We start from the raw sequence: 17,376 nt of genomic DNA on the forward strand, positions 1-17,376 counted from the left end.
TACGGTAGAGGCGAGCGTGCCGGTGACATGCAGCGTGCCGGCATTGAGTATGGTGGTGCCGGTGTAATGGTTGTTGCCGGTGAGGGTGAGGGTTCCGGTGCCGACCTTGGTGAGGCCGGTGATGTTGGCGCCATCAGCGATGATACCGGCATAGGCGGTGGTGGTGCCGGCCGCACCAATGACGAGCTGGCCGTTGCGCAGTACCGCGCCGCTGTTGCAGCGCGCCGAGGTTGAGGGTGGTGCCGCCTAGGTCGACGAGCCCGTCGTTGGTCAGCGCGCCGATGCCGGTGACGGGCCCGGTGACGAACAGGTTGCCGGTATTGGCGACCTCGCCGGTCAGGGTGCCGGAGAGCTGCATGGTGCCGCTGTTGGCGAGGCCGCCCTCAAGCGTACCGGTCGAGACGAGCAGTCCGGCATTTTGGAAGCGTTGCGTGGCAGTCGTGAGCGTGCCGCTGTTGGTGACCGTTGCCCCGGCTGCGTTGCTGACATCACCCCGGAAGGTCCCGGCATTGGTCAGGTTGCCGGCATTGTCGAGCAGTCCGGTCAGTCGATAGCTGCCGGTATTCGTGACCGTGACGGCGGCAGCGGCGGCGTTGGCTAGCGTGGCATTGCCGGTGACGAAGCCGGAGATGGTCAGGTTGCCTGCCTGGTTGACGACCGCGCCGTCGATCCGCCCGCCGCTCGCGATGACCGTACCGCTGTTGGTCAACCCGCTGGTGAGGATGCCCGAGGTGGTGAAGTCGCCGCTGTTCGACACCGGAGCGCCGATGGTGCCGGTGTTGTCGGCGGTACCGGCGTTGTTGAGGCCTGCCGCCAGCGTGCCCGCATTCTGGAAGCTCGCGCCGCCGGCGACCGAGACGGCCGAGACGAGCGATCCGCCCGCCCCCAGCACCAGCGTGCCGGCGGTCACGCTGGTCGCGCCGCCATAGCTGTTGGCGCCGGTCAGGATGAGCGTACCCGCGCCGATCTTGTTGAGCCCGAAGCTGCCGCCGGTGCTGGTAAGTGCGCTGTCGATGGTCGCGCCGACGCCGCCGTCGACGTTGACGAAGCTCTGCCCGGGGGTCGAGAAGGGATCGCCGGTCAGGTTGAGGCTGCTGCCGATCAGGCGATAACCGTAACCGTCGACCGTGAACTGCAGACCCTGCATGTCGGGCATGCTGGCCAGCGTGACGGTGCCCGCCGTGCCGCCGAAGATGCCGACGCCCGACAGCCAGCCGGTGTTGATGACGCTGGCCGGGCCGCCGGTCCAGTTGGTGTTGCCGGCATTCCAGGTGGCGGTGCCCCCTTGGCCGCCTGGCCCGGCGCCGGTCGTGTCGGTGCCGTCCCAGAATTGCAGCGCCTGACCGCCATTGGAGACGAGCAGGTTCACCTGTCCGGGAATGTCGGTGAAGACGTTATAGGTCTGCGCGGACGGCGAGGTGATCGTCGCGAAGGTGCCACCGAGTGCACCGCCATAGTTGAACAGGCGATAGCTGCCCGCGACCGGAGAGGCCGCCGCATTGGCGCTGTCGACGAGGCTGCCCGCGCCGGTGGTCGTCGCGGAGATGCCCCTGGAGGCGCCAACCACCGTGTCGGCGGTGAGGGCGATCGCGCCACTGCCGCTCACGGCGACGTCGATCGCATGGCCGCCGCCGCCTGTCACCGTGCCGAGCGGCGCGGCCGAGGTTCCGAGGGTGATGTTCCCGCTCGTCGTGTCGGCGTGGATACCGATGTAGGAGGTGCCGGTCACCGCGCCGTTGCCGCTGACGGTGATATCATTCGTCCCGGTGCTGGCGTAGATGCCGTAGCCACCGGAGATCAAACCGGTGCCGGTGTTCGTTATCGTGCCGCCGAGCTGCGCGTACACGCCGCTGCGGACATTGTTCGGCGCGATCACCGAACCGGTGTTGTTGAAGGTACCGCCCTGAAGGTGGATGCCGTCCGAGATCAGGCCGCCCACGGTGATAGTGCCAGCGTTGGAGAACGTGCCCCCCGCGGTGAGTTCCACCGCCTGTATGGTCCCGCCGGGGACAAGCTGAACACCGTCGGTGGTGAGCGTTCCAGCGGCGCCGAGCGCGATGGTGCCGGCGTTCGCCACGATCGAGCCACCGGATAGCGCCCCGGTCAGGGTCGTGGTGCCGCCGCCGATCTGCTGCACCACACCGCCGCCGGTGATCGCCCCCGCCACCGTCAGCGCGTCCGACCGGTTCAGGGCCAGAACGCCGTTGTTCGTGATCGCGCCGGGCAACGTGCCCGCCGTGCCGCCCGCACCGATCTGCAAGGTGCCGCCCGCCGTGATGGTCGTGCTGCCGAGGAAGCCGTCGTTATTGCCGCTGAGGAGAAGCGTGCCGCCATCGACCGAAATCGTCGGTGTATTGGATCCCAGACCGCTCAGGCTGCCCGAGATGGTCCAGGTGCTCGTGCCGTCCTTGATGATCCTGCTGAAGTTGAAGAGGCTGCCTGGGATGATCGAGGATGGTCCGGGGTCGCTCGCGTTGCCGAGCAGGCGCAGCTCGTTCGTTCCGCCACCGCCGTTGATGGTGCCGGTGAAGGTCGCTCCCTTGTAGAATTGCAGGAGATCGTCACCGGATCCCATCGACATGGAGCCGTTGAACTGCGACCCTCCGTTCAGGGTGATGGAATTCGCACCACTGCCCAGGCTGAGGTTTCCGTTGACGACGCCGGTTTCGCCGTTCGTGAAATTGACGGCGACGTTACCGCCGCTGCCGATGACCGCGCCGTTCCCTGACGTTCCGGCCTGGATGGTGCCATTATTGGTGATGGTGTTCGCCAATGTATTGGCGCCGGCGAGATTCTGAAACCAGATCGTGGGGCCGCTGTCGTTCAGCGTGGCGATTTTACCGCCTTGATAGATATTGATCGTATTGCCGTTGCCGGTCGGGTTGATGACCTCGTCGCCCTGGCCGGTTCGACCGAGCCCCAGCGCGTCGGATTGAACGATGCCATAGATGTCGATGAGCGAGTTGTTGCCGACCTCGATCGTATTGGCGCCGATCCCTTGAGGGCCGGTGCCCGTCGGATGCCCGTTCAGCGCCGGCCCGCCGCTATGGCTGTGGACCGTGGCCTTGGCGTTGATCGTGATATGGGTGTTATCGCCCAGGCTGATCGCAGTGCCATTACTGTCGAAGGTGCCTTCGGTGGTACCGTCGCCAACCGTGACCGTGGTGATCGTCGTCCCCCCAGCCGATGGACCGATGACGCCGTCGCCATTGTTCGTCGGTACGGTGCACGTGACGCTGCCCGCGCTCCGGACGCACGCAGCATGCGCGTCCGTGGCCGCCATCGCAACGATCAAGGCGGTGATCGATACACCGATTTGCCCCCGGGTCCGGCTATTGTTCGGAAAGGGAAAGAGGGCGCGAGCGGCAATTCTGCGCGACGACGTACCAAGACTTTTATAAGTGTGCATGTGGTCCCGACCGGTGCATCAGCAATGAAAGTATCGCTAGCACTTCTCCTGCCATGCAATGGTAAGCAATCAATTAATTAGGATTTCCTACTTATAAGCAACGGAATATACTTTTGATATTCCATAAAAAATACGTGCGAGGATCAATGATAAGCTTAGACAAGTGGCGGTATTGCTGTTTTCAAGGCCAGTTCGATCGAGGGTCTTTGGTCCATTAATGTCGGTCGGAGACGAGCCGGACATGAAAATGTTCATGTATGTCGCACAAAAAAGCCTCTATTCTGAAGCCGGCCAAGGCGAACACATCGTTCGATGAGGCGATTCGCCGGATGGCGATTCCGGTCCGGGATCGAGACCGTCCGAAAACGTTCCAGCGGCGGAGCGGGGGTGAGCGCTGTGCGGGAAAGTAGCGCGAGAGCCGGCGTTCTCACGCCCCCGGGCGCCAGATAGGGCGGGATGAACGTCGTGGAAGGCCGTATCGGGCGTGAGGGTGGCACGTTCGGGGGCCGGATCAAGCCTGCATCGCTCGGGTCGATCCAGGCACGCCGATGAGGGTGATGGCGCGTCTGAGATTATTGGCCAACGTGGTCAGGCTAAACTCGGCGCGGACCTTCTCTCAGGCCACGCAGTAGGTAAGCACCCCGGTTCGTCCACTGCTTGATCGAGCCGAACGAGTGTTCGACCGTGGATTCGCGGATGAGAAGGATACCCGGCTGTTTCGCGAGGTGTTCTGCCAGGCGCTCGATGATCGCTACAATTGATACGCCGCCAACGAACCTTGGTACAGCGCGCCCTGATCTGGCAGCCAGCGCAGGCGGCGGGAAGGAAATACTGGACCGATAGATGCCCACGCGTCACCGAGGCGTAGCGGGTGTCCAGCACCTGTCCGACGGGGCAGTCATACACGTCGACCTCGGAATCGTAGCGGAACCGCTGCTTGGCGAAGGGACCGTTGCCGACGGCAGTGCCACGGTGCGGGCGTGGAATGTGCGGCGTGGTGCCGTTCGCCGCGTACGCGACGATATCGTCGCCCAAGTGATACTCCCTGTCGGCAACCGCATGATCCGCTCGACCCCGCGTGCGTCCATCGCTGCTACGGTGGTGGACGTCAGCAGGAAGGAGGTCGCTCACCCGGAGAGGGGGCTCGCGACATCCTTCAAGCTGGACCCCAAGCAGATGACGGACCTCATCCGACAGACGGGATCGTCCTTCTACCTCTTTCAATGCCCGGGACTGCTCGACCGAGGCGTGCCGATCGTCCCGACGCAGCTGGTCGAGGACTTGGCCCGGCATCACGCCGCAAGCGCGAAGCAGATCCCGGCCGATCTCGTCGGCCCGGCCTCGCGCCCGTTCGCGGAGTGGCTGACGTACATGGTCCTGGGACTGCGCACCGGTGATCCGTTGGCGGAGCTCGTGGCGAAGGCCGAGGGCGGTGATGGACGACGTCCACGCCCGCTGGCGAGGTTCGGTACCGTCGAGATCGCGCTCCGCGTAGGTGAGACCAAGCCGGACGACCGTTGAGTCGCGTCGCCTGGGCTGCGGCTATGTGAGATGCTTTCCGTCGTGCGTCCTGGATCCGCAATGGTGCCGGTTATGTGATACGCTGATCGCCAGATCCGACAGGTCGGGAAGTCACGCAGCAAAGGGGGTAGCGCGATGTTCAGGTATCTCGACGACGACATCGTTAATCTCCGCCGAGAGGACGGGGCCGAGGCTCAGTTCTACTGGGGTGACAAAGTCGAGATACTGGACGAGACGGACGACGTGATGCACGTCGTCGTGCATGGCTCGCGCGGCGAGGTCGCCCGCGGCACCATCAGCGCGAAGACGGGGCTGCGGGACGCCGGCATCCTCCGGCTGTCGATGGTGGACGTCCAGCAGGGTGACGGCCTCATACTGGAGACGCCGGGCGGGCGTGTCGTATTTATTGATGGCGGCGACAACCAGCTATTCGCCCGCCATGCGAACGCCCGCTTCCCCAACACGAGCGAGGACGATCCGCTGCTTGTCGATCTCATGCTCGTCACCCATGGCGACGCCGACCACTTCGACGGGCTAAGCGAGCTTCGCAAGTCCGAGACGGACACCCGCCCGGGTAAGCGGATCTTCGTGGCGCCGCTCCGGGTCTACCACAACGGACTGGTGAAGCGACCCGGGAAGAAGCCGGACGGGGGCGATCGCGCCGACCGGGACATGTTCGGTGCGACCGCCGAGAGGGAGGGGGAGACCTACGTGGTCGATCTCGTCGACGACCCCGCCGCCGTCGATCCCGCTGAGCGGAACACCAAGTTTGAGACTTGGGTCGAGACGCTGAAGGCGTGGGAGGATCGCGTCGAGCGTATGACGGGCTCCGGCATCGAACGACGCCGGATCGATCACCTGTCGACGGGAGCCTTCGATTTTTTTGCAGACGACGGTGTGGCGGTCGAGCTGCTCGGTCCGATCGTCGAGGACTTGGGCGGGATGCCCGGCCTGCCCTTCCTGAAGTCGCCACCCGACGATGCGGACCTGATGCTCGGCACGGTAGCGCCGGATGACCGTGGCTCGCTCTCGGCCTCGCACACCATCAACGGGCACTCCATCAACTTCCGCCTGCGCTACGGCAACGTCCGGTTCTTGTTCACCGGGGACATGAACCAAGAGTCGAGCCGGCGATTGCGGGAGGCCATGCCGGCGGCCGCGCTGCGCGCCGAGGTCCTAAAGGCGCCGCACCACGGATCGGCCGACTTCGATATGGAGTTCCTAAAGGAGATCGGTCCGGTCGTCTCCCTGATCTCGTCCGGGGACGAGAGCGCTGCGAAGGAATACATCCACCCACGCGCGACGCTGATGGCGGCGCTCGGCAAGGCGTCGCGCACCACTCCCGCGGTGATCTTCTGCACCGAACTCGCCGCGTTCTTCAGGACGCTCGGCTATGTCGAGGATCCGAAAGACCGCCAAGACCCGAAGCGGCGCGTGTTCGCGTTCGAGCGCACCAACTTCGGGATCGCGCACGTGAGGACGGACGGGCATCGAGTGCTCGCGTTCACGCATTCGGGAAAGCGGTTCATGAACGAGGCCTACCGCTTCACCGTCTCTGCGACAGGCGAGGTCGAGTTCGCCAAGGCGGTGGTCAAGCGGTCGGCACCTAGAAGGTCCGACTAGGCACCCGGATCCGATACCTCGCCGGCTTCGCAGACCGGTTCTAGCCGTCGTGTACCCTACACGGGAACCATCATCGATGCGTCCGGTGAGATGGTTGTCGACAGGTTCTCGGTCGACCGGTCCATCAAGGGAACGGGGCAGGGTCAGAAGAGGCGGGCATGAACAAGCCGAGTCTTGTGACCTCCCAGCGCGAACACATGCCGGCGAAACATGGCCTTACCTGCTAGGTCCCCGCGCCGCCTCTATCAGTCGCTCGTCAGCCGCCGAACCAAATGCGGCGGCGATTTCATCGTCCCCGAGCTCCGGCAATATATCGTCCACGTATGAGATGGCGACCGCCTCGTTGTCGGCGACTGCGACGAGCGCGGAGCCGCTGCCGTGATACCGAACGGTGGCGGCATCTGCGAGCTGGTAGCTGATCACCCCGTTTTCCTCCTTGTGAGACTATCCGCCGGAGCTAGCCGCGTCGACAGGACGTCACCAACACCGGAAAGCAACGGACCAGGAGATTTCTGATCGGAACCGCCGCAGGAATGCGAGTGTGCCACGAGCGAAGCCCGGCGGCGCAACGTCATTGCGGGGACGGGAGTTCGCACCCCTTCGATACAACCAGATGTTCCGAACGATCAGGGCCGCGCTCGTTCAAGCGTCGATTCGAGCGGAGCGCCGAATCTGTCTCTGACGGCCCCCAGGTGAGCGCGAAGGAAGGTTGGGCCATGCTCCACAGCGGCTGCCGCAAGGTTGCGGTCGGCATCACGAAGGGCGGACTTCATTTCGAGCACCGCATCGTCAACGGCATGCCACTCAGGTGATGATTCGTCCGGCGGCGTGAGTGCCCGGGCGAACTGGTATCGATCGGCAGCCTTGGTGAGGCGCGATGCCACCGTGGTCGCCCGGTCGAGCAGCGAGGCATCCCCGATGCTATCCGGATCGAGGTGGCGCACCTCGATGGCGAGAACGACTAGATCATCGAGCGCCTTTCTTATCTGGTCCCTTCCGCCGCGCGCGACCGGTTTGGGCGTCAGGAAATAGGTGACCAAGCCGCCGATGAGCGCGCCGATGATGGTGTTCGGGAGGCTGAGAAGGTCACCCGCATCAATGCCCTCAACTGTGTGCCCATAGGCGAATACGAGCGGGCCGGTGATCGCAGCGCCAATTGCGGCGGCGGTAAGATGCGTCGCGACTGATCTGACCTTTCCCATCGTCGCAGTATGAAGACGGGGAGGGGGCGTCTACAAGTGATTGAGGGTTCGGCGAGGGTTCCCGACGTGGCCTGGAGGGAGAGACCTCCTGCATCTGATCGCCACCGAGATTGAACGAGGTGCTCATGATCAAATACGCTTTCGAGATGACCATCGCGGATCGCATCCGACAGCTTCGTGCCAATCACGCGATGACGCAGGAGGATCTTGCGGCGAAATCGGGACTGGGCGTGACGACGATCCAGCGAGCGGAGCGTGGAGGTCGCCCTTCTGCAGACACCATCGCTTCGCTTGCGGCCGCATTCGACCTTCAGTCCTCCGACCTCACGAATCCCCCTCCCGAAGTTGATGGCCAGCCCTACCTCCCTCTAAAGGTGGTTGAGACCGGCCGGCAGCTTCTCCACCTGCTGCTTGCCTCCGACACCCTCGACTTCGGCTTTGCCGAGCTCACCGATCTGACGCTGGCCGAACTGGTCGATCGTTTGCAAGGTTGGTGCGCTGGCTATGATCGGCGACGGGCGCCCGCCGGCGCGGTCGCACAGGTGACAAGCGAGATCGCAGGGACGGAGCTGCTGAAGGAACTGTCCACCGCCGGCCTTTCTGTAACCGGTGCCACCATGACCGTGACCGCCTACGAGGTGGACGACGACTGCGGGATCGGCCAGCCCGTCCTCTTTGGTCAATACGACTATGTTTCCGCCGTTGTCCGTGTTGGCACGCCCGCGGAGTTCATCGACCGAGCATACGTCATGGAATCGCTCGGCAAGTGGGAGAACGCCGGCAGCGAGGTTGTGTGGCCGAAGCAGCCGGCGTCGGAATCTACTGAGGCATGGATCGTCGGTTCCGACGATCAGGGCTGATCCACTTTCCGCAAAGAATTCGGAGTGTTGCCGAATCTTCTCGGCCGTTAATGGACGGGCGCTCGTTCGGCACCAGGATCATCGTTGTGCGTCTCCGGCGCATTGTATTTGGCACCGGACAAGTAATTGGCGCACCCGGAGGGATTCGAACCCCCGACCAAGGAGGTAGAAGCTCCTTGCTCTATCCAGCTGAGCTACGGGTGCCCGCCGCTTCGTTAGCGTGGATTGCGGCATAGCGGAACCGCTATCATAACGCCGCCATGCACGAACCGTCCGATCCTCCCTTGTCCCGAATCGACGCCGATACGCTTCCGGCGCACGGGTTTCGTCATTTCGATATCGTCATGGCCGCGTTCGTCGCCATTCTGTTGCTGTCGAACATCATCGGTGCAGGAAAGGTTGCGGCAATCGACGTCGCCGGCACGCCGTTCGTGTTCGGTGCGGGCATCCTGTTCTTTCCGGTGTCTTATGTGATCGGCGACGTGCTGACCGAAGTCTATGGCTATGCCCGTGCGCGACGGTGCATCTGGGTTGGGTTCGCCGCGCTGTTGTTCATGGCGTTCATGGCCGCCACGGTCGTCGCCATGCCGCCGGCGCCCGGCTGGGTCGGGCAGGGTGCCTATGAAACCGTGTTCGGACAGGTGCCGCGCATCGTCTTCGCCTCGATCGCCGCCTTCTGGGCGGGCGAGTTCGTCAACGCCTATGTCCTGGCGCGGATGAAGATCTGGACCGGGGGACGCGCGCTGTGGACGCGGACAGTCGGATCGACGGTGGTGGGGCAGGCGGTCGACAGCGCGATCTTCTATCCGCTGGCGTTTCTAGGGGTGTGGCCGACGCAACAGGTCGCCACGGTCATGGTCACCAACTGGGCGATGAAGGTCGGCTGGGAAGTGGTGCTGACCCCGGTCACCTATGCCGTGGTCGGCTGGCTGAAGCGTCGCGAAGGCGTCGACGTGTTCGATGCCGCGACCGACTTCTCTCCCTTTGCGGGCGAGCGCCGGTCGCGATAATTCAGGCGCCGACGCGTGCCAGCAGCCCTTCGAACAGCGCGCGACCGTCGCGGCCGCCATGCGCGGCTTCGATGCGGCGTTCGGGGTGCGGCATCATGCCCAGCACGTTGCCCCCGGCATTGACCAGTCCGGCAATGTCGCGCGCCGATCCGTTGACCGGCTCGGCATAGCGAAACGCCACCTGACCCTCGCCCTCGATCCGGTCGAGTGTCGCATCGTCGGCAACATAGTTGCCGTCATGATGCGCCACCGGCACACGGATCGTGTCACCGGCGCGATAGCCGCTGGTAAAGGCCGACCTGGTCTCGCCCACGCGCAGCGCGACGTCGCGACAGACGAAGGACAGGCCGCGATTGCGCATCAGCGCGCCCGGCAGCAATCCCGCTTCGGTCAGAATCTGGAACCCGTTGCAGATGCCGAGGACCGGCAGCCCCTTGCCCGCCGCATCGACCACCGCGCGCATCACCGGCGATCGTGCCGCGATCGCGCCCGAGCGCAGATAGTCGCCGTACGAGAAGCCGCCGGGTACCGCGACCAGTCCGATATCGTCCGGCAGGTCGGTGTCGCGGTGCCAGACCATGGTCGGGGCGGTGCCGGTGACCGATTCCAGCGCCACCGCGATGTCGCGGTCGCAGTTCGACCCCGGAAAGACGATGACGGCGGTCTTCATGCCCGTTCGACCCGATAGTTTTCGATCACCGTATTGGCGAGCAGCTTGCGGCACATCGCGTCGATCGTCTCGTCATCGGTGCCGTCGGCGACCTCCAGCTCGATCAGCTTGCCGACCCGCGCCTCGCCCACGCCCGCAAAGCCGAGCGAGGCCAGCGCATGTTCGATCGCCTTGCCCTGCGGATCGAGTACGCCGTTCTTGAGCGTCACGACGATGCGGAGTTTCATGGGGATTGCCTCAAGTCCGAATGGGGAGTTGTCGCGGGCGCTATGGCCCCCCGTGCGCCTGCGCACAAGAGGCGTGGGGCTCCGCCGCCGGATTCGCTTGAGCGCGCCGTATTGCCTGCCTATCACACTGCCATGGACCATATGCCCCTTACGCTTGCGCCGCTCGACCGGCGGTTCGTCACCGTCCTGCGCTGGCGGGCGGCGGTCGCCGCCCTCATCGTCCTGGTCGTCTGCGGTATTGGGGAGGCGATCCTGTATCAACAGGGCTGGCCGAACGGGATCGCGGGGGCCGTGGCGATCGCCATCGCGCTGTGGCTGATCGGGATCGCGCCGCCGCGTCGCTTCGTCCATTGGGGGTTCGCGCTCGACGAACGCGAACTGCATATCGCCCATGGCTGGTTGACGCGGGTGCATACCATCGTGCCGATCGGACGGGTGCAGCATATCGACCTGACCCAGGGGCCGATCGAGCGCGGCTGCGGCGTGGCGACGCTGGTCCTGCACACCGCCGGTACCGACCATAGTCTGGTAACCGTGCCCGGCCTCGCCCGCGAACAGGCGGAAATGGTTCGCGACCGCATCCGCGGCGCGATCGAAGCATCGCCGTGGTGAATGAGGGGCCACGCCGGCTGCATCCCGGCACCATCGTCCTGCGCATCGTCACCAAGGCACCGCAACAGGTCGCCGGCCTGATCGCACTCGCCGCGGCCACATCGCGTTCCGGTATCGCGGTGATGCTCGGCATCGTCACGGCGCTGGTGATCGGGGCGGGGCTGTTTACCTGGATACGGTGGCGATCCTTCACCTACACGATCGCCGATGGTGCGTTGACGATCGCGGACGGCGTTCTGCATCGCAAGCGCCGGTCGATCCCGTTCGAACGAATTCAGGACGTCTCGATCGACCAAAAGTTGCTGGCACGACCGTTCGGGCTGGCGCGGGTGCGGATCGAGACCGGCGGCGGTGAAGCGGACGAGGCGACGCTGGACAGCGTGACGCTGAGCGAAGCGGCGCGGCTCCGTGCGGTCTTGCGCGGGGCCGTGCCGTCAGTCGCCGTCGATGCCGCCCCCGAGGCGCCGGCGCACGACATCGTGTTCGCCATGTCGCCCCGGCGCGTTCTCATGATGGGGATGTTCGGCTTCTCGCTGGTCTGGGTCGGTCTGTTGTTCGCGGGTCTCAACCAGGTCGGCGATGTGATCGGATGGAACTGGGTCGATGTCCGCGACTGGGCCGGTGTCGCTCGGCAGGAGGCGATGGCGCTTGCCACGCCGTTGTTCGCGGCGATGGCGGCGGTCGTCGCGGTGCTGGTCGGCGCGATCAGCGGCGTCCTGCGCACAATGTTAGTCGAATATGGCTTCCGGTTGGAGCGCGAAGGCGATCGGTTGCGTCGTGTCCGTGGGTTGGCCACGCGGACCGAGGTCGTGGTGAGCCTGCGCCGTATCCAGCTAGCGCTGATCGAGCGCGGCATGGTCAGCGGGCGGCTCGGCTGGTCGGGGCTGCGGCTACAGACGCTGGGCGGCAGCGACGATGCCTGCGGACGGCAGAGCGTCGCCCCGTTCGCGCGCGAGGACGAGGTTGCGCGCGTGCTGGCGGCGGCGGGCTATGCCCCGTTCGATCCGCTGCCGCTGCGGCCGGTGGCGTTCGGCCACGTCCTGCGGACCGCGATGGTGCGCGGCGGGGTGCCGTTGATCGTTGTGATCGTCACGACATTCTTCCTCCCGCTGACAGGGCTGGCGCTGCTGCTGGTGCCGATTCCCGTCGCCCTCGCGCTGCTGGCGCGGCGGCGGCACCGTTATGCTATCGTCGGCGATACGTTGCAGGTGATGCGCGGCGTTCTGTCCAAACGGGTGTGGATCGTGCCGCTCGCGCGTATTCAGGCGGTGTCGGTGCGGCGGTCGGTGTTGCAGCGGCTGCTAGGGCTGGCGACCGTCCATGTCGATACGGCCGGTGCCAAGGGGTTGGGCCGGCCGAACGTCGTCGATGTCGCGATCGAGGATGCCGAGCGGCTGGCCGCGACCCTACTCCGCTGACGGTGCGGGAGCCAAATCGCTCGCGCGGCGTACGCCTGAAAGCGGTGCCACCTCGCTGCGGGCGGCGGGCGGCGCGGGGGGCGGGGCGGGCAGGGCGCGGCGCATGCACGATGCGGCGGGGCGCGAGACGAGCTGGCAATTCCACAGCTGTTTCTCGACGCCCGCGCCCCGATCGCGGAGATAGCTGAACGACATGGTATTGAGCGCGGCCGGCTCCCATGCCAGCCCGGCACGGGCTGGGACGGCGGCGGGATCGCGCCAGCCGAGGAACTTGCACCGCGTCCGCTCGCCACAGGTCGCCTGCGCAAGGGCGGGCCATTTGTCGGGGGTCAAGCTGTCCAACGGCACGAGAAAGGTGACCGGATCGTCGCTGCTCGGCCGCGGCAGCGCAGCGGGGGCGAAGCTGCCGGTCAGCACGCCCGCTTCCTGTTCGACCGCCAGCACTTCGGGCAACTTGTGCGCAGGTGAATAGGGGGCGAGCTGTTCGATGCGCGGCTCGACGGTGCCGACAATGCGGCGGAATGCGCCCGGCGTGCCCCACCATCCCGCCCAGCGGAAGAACAGATGCGTGTCGACCGCCGCGATCTTGCTCAGGCTCGACTGCCAATAGGGGACGACCCAGTCGGTATGGTAATGCGTCGCATAGCCGACCGGCGCATAGACACTGCCGGCCAGCGCCGCCGCCGCGACCTTGCGCGCGCGGTCCCAGAAGGGCTGCGGATAGACGCGGGCGAGCGCACCGTCGCAGGTGAAGGTGAACTGGCAACCGGTGGCCCGTTCCGACCCCTGAAACACCACGCCACACACGCTCTTGGGAAAGGCCGGATGGCGCAGCCGGTTGAGCACGACCTGCGCGACCGCACGCTGCCCCTTCGCGTCGTCGCCCGCTTCGTAGAGGACGGCGGCGGCGAGGCAGTCGGTCGCGCGGGTACGGTTATCGACGTCGCCGGCAAAGCGGAACGGTCGCGCCGCCGGATTCGGCCCGGTGACGAACGGCACCTTCGCATTGAAGGCACGGGCGTCGTCCGGCTCCAGCGCACGATATTCGATCGGTTCGACCGGGGGAGGGGGCGCTTCAGGCGACGGCGCCGCCGCCTGCCGCGGTTGCTCCGTCTGTTGTGCGGCAGCGCGGATCGGCGGGGTCGACCGGATCAGGATCGCGGGCACGGCGACCGCCGCGACCGACAGCGCCACGAGGACGCCATTGATCGCGATCGATCCGCTGCCGATCCTGCTCCGTTCGACCACCGCCGCGTCGCTCATTGTTCGGGCAGGAAGTCGGGGACCGACAGATAGCGTTCGCCGGTGTCGTAGTTGAAGCCGAGGACGCGGACGCCATCGGGCAGGTCGGGCAGCTTTTGCAAAATCGCCGCCAGCGTCGCCCCCGACGATATGCCGACCAGCATGCCCTCTTCGCGCGCCGATCGTCGTGCCATGTCCTTGGCCACGCCGGCATCGACCTTGATGACGCCATCGATCGCGCGGGTGTGGAGGTTGGCGGGGACGAAGCCCGCACCGATGCCCTGGATCGGGTGCGGACCCGGCTGGCCGCCCGAAATGACCGGCGAAAGGTCGGGTTCGACCGCATAGACCTTCAGGTTCGGCCACTGCGCCTTCAGCGTCTCGGCGACGCCGGTGATATGGCCGCCGGTGCCGACGCCGGTAATGATGACGTCGATCGGCGCATCGGCGAAGTCGTTCAGGATTTCCTGTGCCGTGGTACGGACATGGACGTCGATGTTCGCAGGGTTCTCGAACTGCTGCGGGATCCACGCGTCCGGCGTCTCGGCTGCGAGTTCATGTGCGCGCTCGATCGCGCCCTTCATCCCCTTTTCGCGCGGGGTCAGGTCGAAGGTCGCGCCATAGGCCAGCATCAGACGGCGGCGCTCGATGCTCATGCTTTCGGGCATGACGAGGATCAACTTATATCCCTTGACCGCCGCGACCATCGCCAGCCCGACCCCGGTGTTGCCGCTGGTCGGTTCGATGATCGTGCCGCCCGGTTTCAGGTCGCCCGATGCTTCGGCCGCCTCGATCATGGCCAGCGCGATGCGGTCCTTGATCGACCCGCCCGGGTTCGACCGTTCGGACTTGATCCAGACCTCGGCATCGCCGAACAGCCGGCGGACGCGGATATGCGGCGTATTCCCGATCGTTTGCAGGATGGTATCGGCCTTCATGGCTGGGTCTCCTTAGCCGTGACTTCGAGATCTTTGGGGGGCGTGAAGCTACGCGCGGCGCGCAGTTCGGGGAAGAGTTTCGACCAGAGCATGGTGACGCCGATCGCCAACACCCCGCCGCCCGCGACGGCCACGACCGGCCCGACCAGCGCCGCGAGGAAGCCCGAGCGCGCCTCGCCCAGTTCGTTCGAACCCGATACGAACAGTGTCGACACCGCACCGACCCGTCCGCGCATCGCGTCCGGCGTGTGCAGCTGGATCAGCGATTGGCGGACATAGACCGAAACCATGTCGGTCGCCCCGACTACGAACAGCGCGGCGAGCGCCAGCAGCACGGCAGGCGCAAAGTCGCTGCCGATCGCCGCCTGCCCGAATAGCGGGAGCAGCAGCGGCGCGGACAGGCCGAACAGCGCGGTGGCGGCGCCGAAGCCCATGACCGACAACAGCATCTTGGCGCCGACCTCCTTCGACAACGGCTTCACCGCGAACACCGCGGCGACGACCACCGCGCCAAGTGCTGGCGCGGCGCGCAAATGCCCAAGGCCGTCCGCGCCGATCTGCAGGATGTCACGGGCATAGATGGGCAGCATCGCTGTCGCCCCACCCAGCAGCACCGCGAACAGGTCGAGCGAGATCGCACCGAATACCAACCGGTTACGCCTGACATAGGACAGGCCGTCGAGCATCTGTCGCCACGGATTGGCCTTCCCGGCGATCACCGCGCGCGGGATCGGCGGGATCAGGAACAGCATGGCTAGGCCGAACAGGAACAGCCCGGCCGACACCGCATAGGGGACGTAATGGCCGGCGGCATAGAGATAGCCGCCCATCGCCGGCCCCAGCACCGATCCGCCCTGCCACGCGATCGAACTCATCGCGATCGCCGTCGGCAATACGGCTGCGGGGACTAGATTGGGGGCAAGCGCCTGCAACGCCGGCCCGGCAAAGGCGCGCGCGACGCCCAGCATTGCCGCGACGAAGAACAGCCAGGGCAGGGTGATGCCGCCGCTATAGGTCAGCCAGGCGAGCAGCAGCGCGCAGCTTCCCTCCAGCGCAACCGATCCGCGCGCGATCCAGCGCCGGTCGATCCGGTCGGCGACCCAACCCGCTACCAGGGACAGGACAAGCAGCGGCAAAAACTGCGCCACCCCGATCAACCCCAGCTGAAACGCCGATTGCCGGATCGTCATCGTTTCACGCGCGATGTCGTACACCTGCCATCCGATGACGACGACCATCGCGATCTGCGCCAGCGTGTTCGACAGCCGGGCGAGGAAATAGGCGCGAAACGCCGGGATGGCGAAGGGGTGCGGGGACGCGGACATGGGGTGGGGGTTTAGGTCCGCTGTTGGGCCGGGGCAATGCAGATCGGCTTGGGGGGTATTGGTTTGGGCTTTGGCATCGTCATTCCGGCGAAAGCCGGAATCCATGGACATGCCCGAGATCGGTTGATCGATGCCGGACGTGTTCATGGATCCCGGCCTGCGCCGGGACGACGTCGGTCGTTACCGCCGCCCGAGGAACGACAGCAGGTCGTCGGTCAGCCTGTCGCTCTCGGTCGCGAACAGCCCATGCGGGGCGCCATCATATTCGATCAGTTCGGCATTCGGCAGCGCCTTTGCCAGTGCGCGGCCGGTGGCGTCGATCGGCACGGTCTGGTCGGAAGTTCCGTGGATGATCAGCGTCGGCACATTGACCGACGGCAGGTCGGGGCGGAAGTCGGTGGTCCCGAACGACTCGGCGCAGGCCAGCGTCGGCTTCAGCCCCGCGAGCATCGCCGTGTTCCACGACAGGTCGAGCACCTCTTCGCTGACCGGGCTGGTGATGAAGCCGACCCCGTAAAACTGGTCGAAGAAAGTGCGGAAGAATTTCGGTCGATCGGCCTTGATATTGTCGGCGATCTCCTGAAGCTGGTCCTGCGGCACGCCGTCGGGATTGTCGTCGGTCTGCAGCATGAACGGCACGACCGATCCGATGAAACCGACCCGGCTGACGCCCTTACCGCCATGGCGCGACATGTAGCGCGCGACCTCGCCTCCGCCCATCGAGAAGCCGATCAGCGCCGCGTCGTCGTTGACGCCGGTTTCGGCCATTACATCGGCCAGATCGTCGGACAGGCTGTCATAGTCGTAGCCCGACCAGGGCTGATCCGACCGGCCGAATCCGCGTCGGTCATAGGCGATTACCCGATATCCGGCATCGGTCAGCGCCATTGCCTGCGGGTCCCAGCTATCGGCCGATAGCGGCCAGCCATGGATCAGAATGACCGGGCGCCCCTGTCCCCAATCCTTTACGAACAGGTTGGTACCGTCGCGGGTCTTCACATAGGGCATCGATCGTTCCTTGTCCGGAAATTGCCCGACCTGAACGACCGACATGCGCGGGGGTTGCCTGTCGCCGCGCCTTCGTACGCTGCGTCAATCGCGCGGAACGATCCCCAGCACCGGCGGCGCGAGTCGGCCGCGCTCGGCATCCTGCAACATCACCGAGTAGCGTTCCGCCATTTCGCGATGGACGCGCCGCACCTCCGGAAGCAACGCGCTGTCGGCACGCGTCCGGGCCTCGTCCAGCCGGCGACGGTAATATTCGGTATTGTCGATAATCGACATCGGAACCTCCTGACGGTCCGTAGTTTGCCGGTCGA

16 protein-coding genes, 1 tRNA gene and 1 pseudogene are annotated in these 17,376 nt (G+C 65.6%); 6 read left to right on the plus strand and 12 right to left on the minus strand.

The window, feature by feature from the left end:
• Positions 1-33: 33 nt before the first annotated feature.
• Positions 34-201: pseudogene (locus AAIO73_RS20275) on the minus strand (autotransporter-associated beta strand repeat-containing protein); the annotation flags it as partial.
• Entirely contained in the window at positions 134-3,283 is a 3,150-nt protein-coding gene (locus AAIO73_RS05735; protein WP_345876776.1) for a beta strand repeat-containing protein, read from the minus strand. The pseudogene AAIO73_RS20275 and the gene AAIO73_RS05735, both read right to left, overlap by 68 nt.
• 1,185 nt (positions 3,284-4,468) lie before the next feature.
• On the opposite strand from AAIO73_RS05735, the gene AAIO73_RS05740 reads away from it, so the two are divergent.
• A complete protein-coding gene (locus tag AAIO73_RS05740; RefSeq protein ID WP_345876777.1) occupies positions 4,469-4,930 on the plus strand; it encodes a hypothetical protein in 462 nt (153 codons plus the stop codon).
• A 135-nt stretch (positions 4,931-5,065) separates the two neighbouring features.
• On the plus strand, positions 5,066-6,553 hold the full coding sequence (locus tag AAIO73_RS05745; RefSeq protein WP_345876778.1) for a ComEC/Rec2 family competence protein: 1,488 nt from the start codon (positions 5,066-5,068) through the stop codon (positions 6,551-6,553).
• Between the two features lie 216 nt (positions 6,554-6,769).
• On the opposite strand, the gene AAIO73_RS05750 is transcribed toward AAIO73_RS05745, so the two are convergent.
• Positions 6,770-6,976 carry a hypothetical protein gene (locus AAIO73_RS05750; protein WP_345876779.1) on the minus strand — a complete coding sequence of 69 codons (207 nt, stop codon included), beginning with the start codon at positions 6,974-6,976 and terminating at the stop codon, positions 6,770-6,772.
• Between the two features lie 203 nt (positions 6,977-7,179).
• Positions 7,180-7,755 carry a hypothetical protein gene (locus tag AAIO73_RS05755; RefSeq protein WP_345876780.1) on the minus strand — a complete coding sequence of 192 codons (576 nt, stop codon included), beginning with the start codon at positions 7,753-7,755 and terminating at the stop codon, positions 7,180-7,182.
• 119 nt (positions 7,756-7,874) lie between these two features.
• Between AAIO73_RS05755 and AAIO73_RS05760 the strand changes: the two genes are divergently transcribed.
• Positions 7,875-8,615: a helix-turn-helix domain-containing protein gene (locus tag AAIO73_RS05760; protein WP_345876904.1), complete on the plus strand. Its 741-nt coding sequence runs from the start codon at positions 7,875-7,877 to the stop codon at positions 8,613-8,615.
• A 127-nt stretch (positions 8,616-8,742) separates the two neighbouring features.
• Here the strand turns inward: AAIO73_RS05760 and AAIO73_RS05765 are convergent.
• A tRNA-Arg gene (locus tag AAIO73_RS05765) sits at positions 8,743-8,819 on the minus strand.
• 56 nt (positions 8,820-8,875) lie between these two features.
• On the opposite strand from AAIO73_RS05765, the gene AAIO73_RS05770 reads away from it, so the two are divergent.
• Positions 8,876-9,625 carry a queuosine precursor transporter gene (locus AAIO73_RS05770; RefSeq protein ID WP_345876781.1) on the plus strand — a complete coding sequence of 250 codons (750 nt, stop codon included), beginning with the start codon at positions 8,876-8,878 and terminating at the stop codon, positions 9,623-9,625.
• A gap of 1 nt (position 9,626) precedes the next feature.
• Here AAIO73_RS05770 and purQ read toward each other — a convergent pair whose 3' ends face one another.
• A complete protein-coding gene (purQ, locus tag AAIO73_RS05775) occupies positions 9,627-10,295 on the minus strand; it encodes a phosphoribosylformylglycinamidine synthase subunit PurQ (RefSeq protein WP_345876782.1) in 669 nt (222 codons plus the stop codon).
• Entirely contained in the window at positions 10,292-10,522 is a 231-nt protein-coding gene (gene purS, locus AAIO73_RS05780) for a phosphoribosylformylglycinamidine synthase subunit PurS (RefSeq protein ID WP_242116258.1), read from the minus strand. Before purS ends, purQ begins: the two co-directional genes overlap by 4 nt.
• A gap of 132 nt (positions 10,523-10,654) precedes the next feature.
• Here purS and AAIO73_RS05785 point away from each other — a divergent pair, with 132 nt between their 5' ends.
• Together AAIO73_RS05785 and AAIO73_RS05790 are read left to right on the plus strand one after the other, a co-directional pair.
• The gene (locus AAIO73_RS05785) at positions 10,655-11,134 is read left to right on the plus strand and encodes a PH domain-containing protein (RefSeq protein ID WP_345876783.1); all 480 of its coding nucleotides are present in this window, start codon (positions 10,655-10,657) and stop codon (positions 11,132-11,134) included.
• Positions 11,131-12,552 (plus strand): PH domain-containing protein, encoded by a 1,422-nt coding sequence (locus AAIO73_RS05790; RefSeq protein WP_345876784.1) that lies wholly within the window; start codon positions 11,131-11,133, stop codon positions 12,550-12,552. The genes AAIO73_RS05785 and AAIO73_RS05790 overlap by 4 nt, the downstream gene beginning before the upstream one ends.
• Here AAIO73_RS05790 and AAIO73_RS05795 read toward each other — a convergent pair.
• From AAIO73_RS05795 to AAIO73_RS05815, 5 genes are all read right to left on the minus strand, one after another.
• Positions 12,541-13,815 carry a cell wall hydrolase gene (locus AAIO73_RS05795; RefSeq protein ID WP_345876785.1) on the minus strand — a complete coding sequence of 425 codons (1,275 nt, stop codon included), beginning with the start codon at positions 13,813-13,815 and terminating at the stop codon, positions 12,541-12,543. The genes AAIO73_RS05790 and AAIO73_RS05795 overlap by 12 nt on opposite strands.
• Entirely contained in the window at positions 13,812-14,732 is a 921-nt protein-coding gene (gene cysK, locus AAIO73_RS05800; RefSeq protein WP_345876786.1) for a cysteine synthase A, read from the minus strand. Before cysK ends, AAIO73_RS05795 begins: the two co-directional genes overlap by 4 nt.
• On the minus strand, positions 14,729-16,057 hold the full coding sequence (locus tag AAIO73_RS05805; protein WP_345876787.1) for an MFS transporter: 1,329 nt from the start codon (positions 16,055-16,057) through the stop codon (positions 14,729-14,731). Before AAIO73_RS05805 ends, cysK begins: the two co-directional genes overlap by 4 nt.
• 180 nt (positions 16,058-16,237) lie before the next feature.
• The gene (locus AAIO73_RS05810; RefSeq protein ID WP_345876905.1) at positions 16,238-17,065 is read right to left on the minus strand and encodes an alpha/beta fold hydrolase; all 828 of its coding nucleotides are present in this window, start codon (positions 17,063-17,065) and stop codon (positions 16,238-16,240) included.
• An 84-nt stretch (positions 17,066-17,149) separates the two neighbouring features.
• Complete coding sequence (locus AAIO73_RS05815) at positions 17,150-17,341, minus strand: hypothetical protein (RefSeq protein WP_345876788.1); 192 nt, start codon at positions 17,339-17,341, stop codon at positions 17,150-17,152.
• Between the last annotated feature and the right edge of the window lie 35 nt (positions 17,342-17,376).

The organism is Sphingomonas epibiotica, from assembly GCF_039615155.1.
Lineage (GTDB): Bacteria > Pseudomonadota > Alphaproteobacteria > Sphingomonadales > Sphingomonadaceae > Sphingomonas.

Excerpts from the sequence above, each read along its gene's own strand:
- purS (WP_242116258.1), bottom strand. The coding sequence starts at position 10,522 with ATGAAACTCCGCATCGTCGTGACGCTCAAGAACGGCGTACTCGATCCG.
- AAIO73_RS05770 (WP_345876781.1), top strand. The coding sequence starts at position 8,876 with ATGCACGAACCGTCCGATCCTCCCTTGTCCCGAATCGACGCCGATACG.
- AAIO73_RS05745 (WP_345876778.1), top strand. The coding sequence starts at position 5,066 with ATGTTCAGGTATCTCGACGACGACATCGTTAATCTCCGCCGAGAGGAC.
- AAIO73_RS05740 (WP_345876777.1), top strand. The coding sequence starts at position 4,469 with ATGATCCGCTCGACCCCGCGTGCGTCCATCGCTGCTACGGTGGTGGAC.
- AAIO73_RS05815 (WP_345876788.1), bottom strand. The coding sequence starts at position 17,341 with ATGTCGATTATCGACAATACCGAATATTACCGTCGCCGGCTGGACGAG.
- cysK (WP_345876786.1), bottom strand. The coding sequence starts at position 14,732 with ATGAAGGCCGATACCATCCTGCAAACGATCGGGAATACGCCGCATATC.
- purQ (WP_345876782.1), bottom strand. The coding sequence starts at position 10,295 with ATGAAGACCGCCGTCATCGTCTTTCCGGGGTCGAACTGCGACCGCGAC.
- AAIO73_RS05735 (WP_345876776.1), bottom strand. The coding sequence starts at position 3,283 with ATGGCGGCCACGGACGCGCATGCTGCGTGCGTCCGGAGCGCGGGCAGC.
- AAIO73_RS05795 (WP_345876785.1), bottom strand. The coding sequence starts at position 13,815 with ATGAGCGACGCGGCGGTGGTCGAACGGAGCAGGATCGGCAGCGGATCG.
- AAIO73_RS05810 (WP_345876905.1), bottom strand. The coding sequence starts at position 17,065 with ATGCCCTATGTGAAGACCCGCGACGGTACCAACCTGTTCGTAAAGGAT.
- AAIO73_RS05805 (WP_345876787.1), bottom strand. The coding sequence starts at position 16,057 with ATGTCCGCGTCCCCGCACCCCTTCGCCATCCCGGCGTTTCGCGCCTAT.
- AAIO73_RS05785 (WP_345876783.1), top strand. The coding sequence starts at position 10,655 with ATGGACCATATGCCCCTTACGCTTGCGCCGCTCGACCGGCGGTTCGTC.
- AAIO73_RS05755 (WP_345876780.1), bottom strand. The coding sequence starts at position 7,755 with ATGGGAAAGGTCAGATCAGTCGCGACGCATCTTACCGCCGCCGCAATT.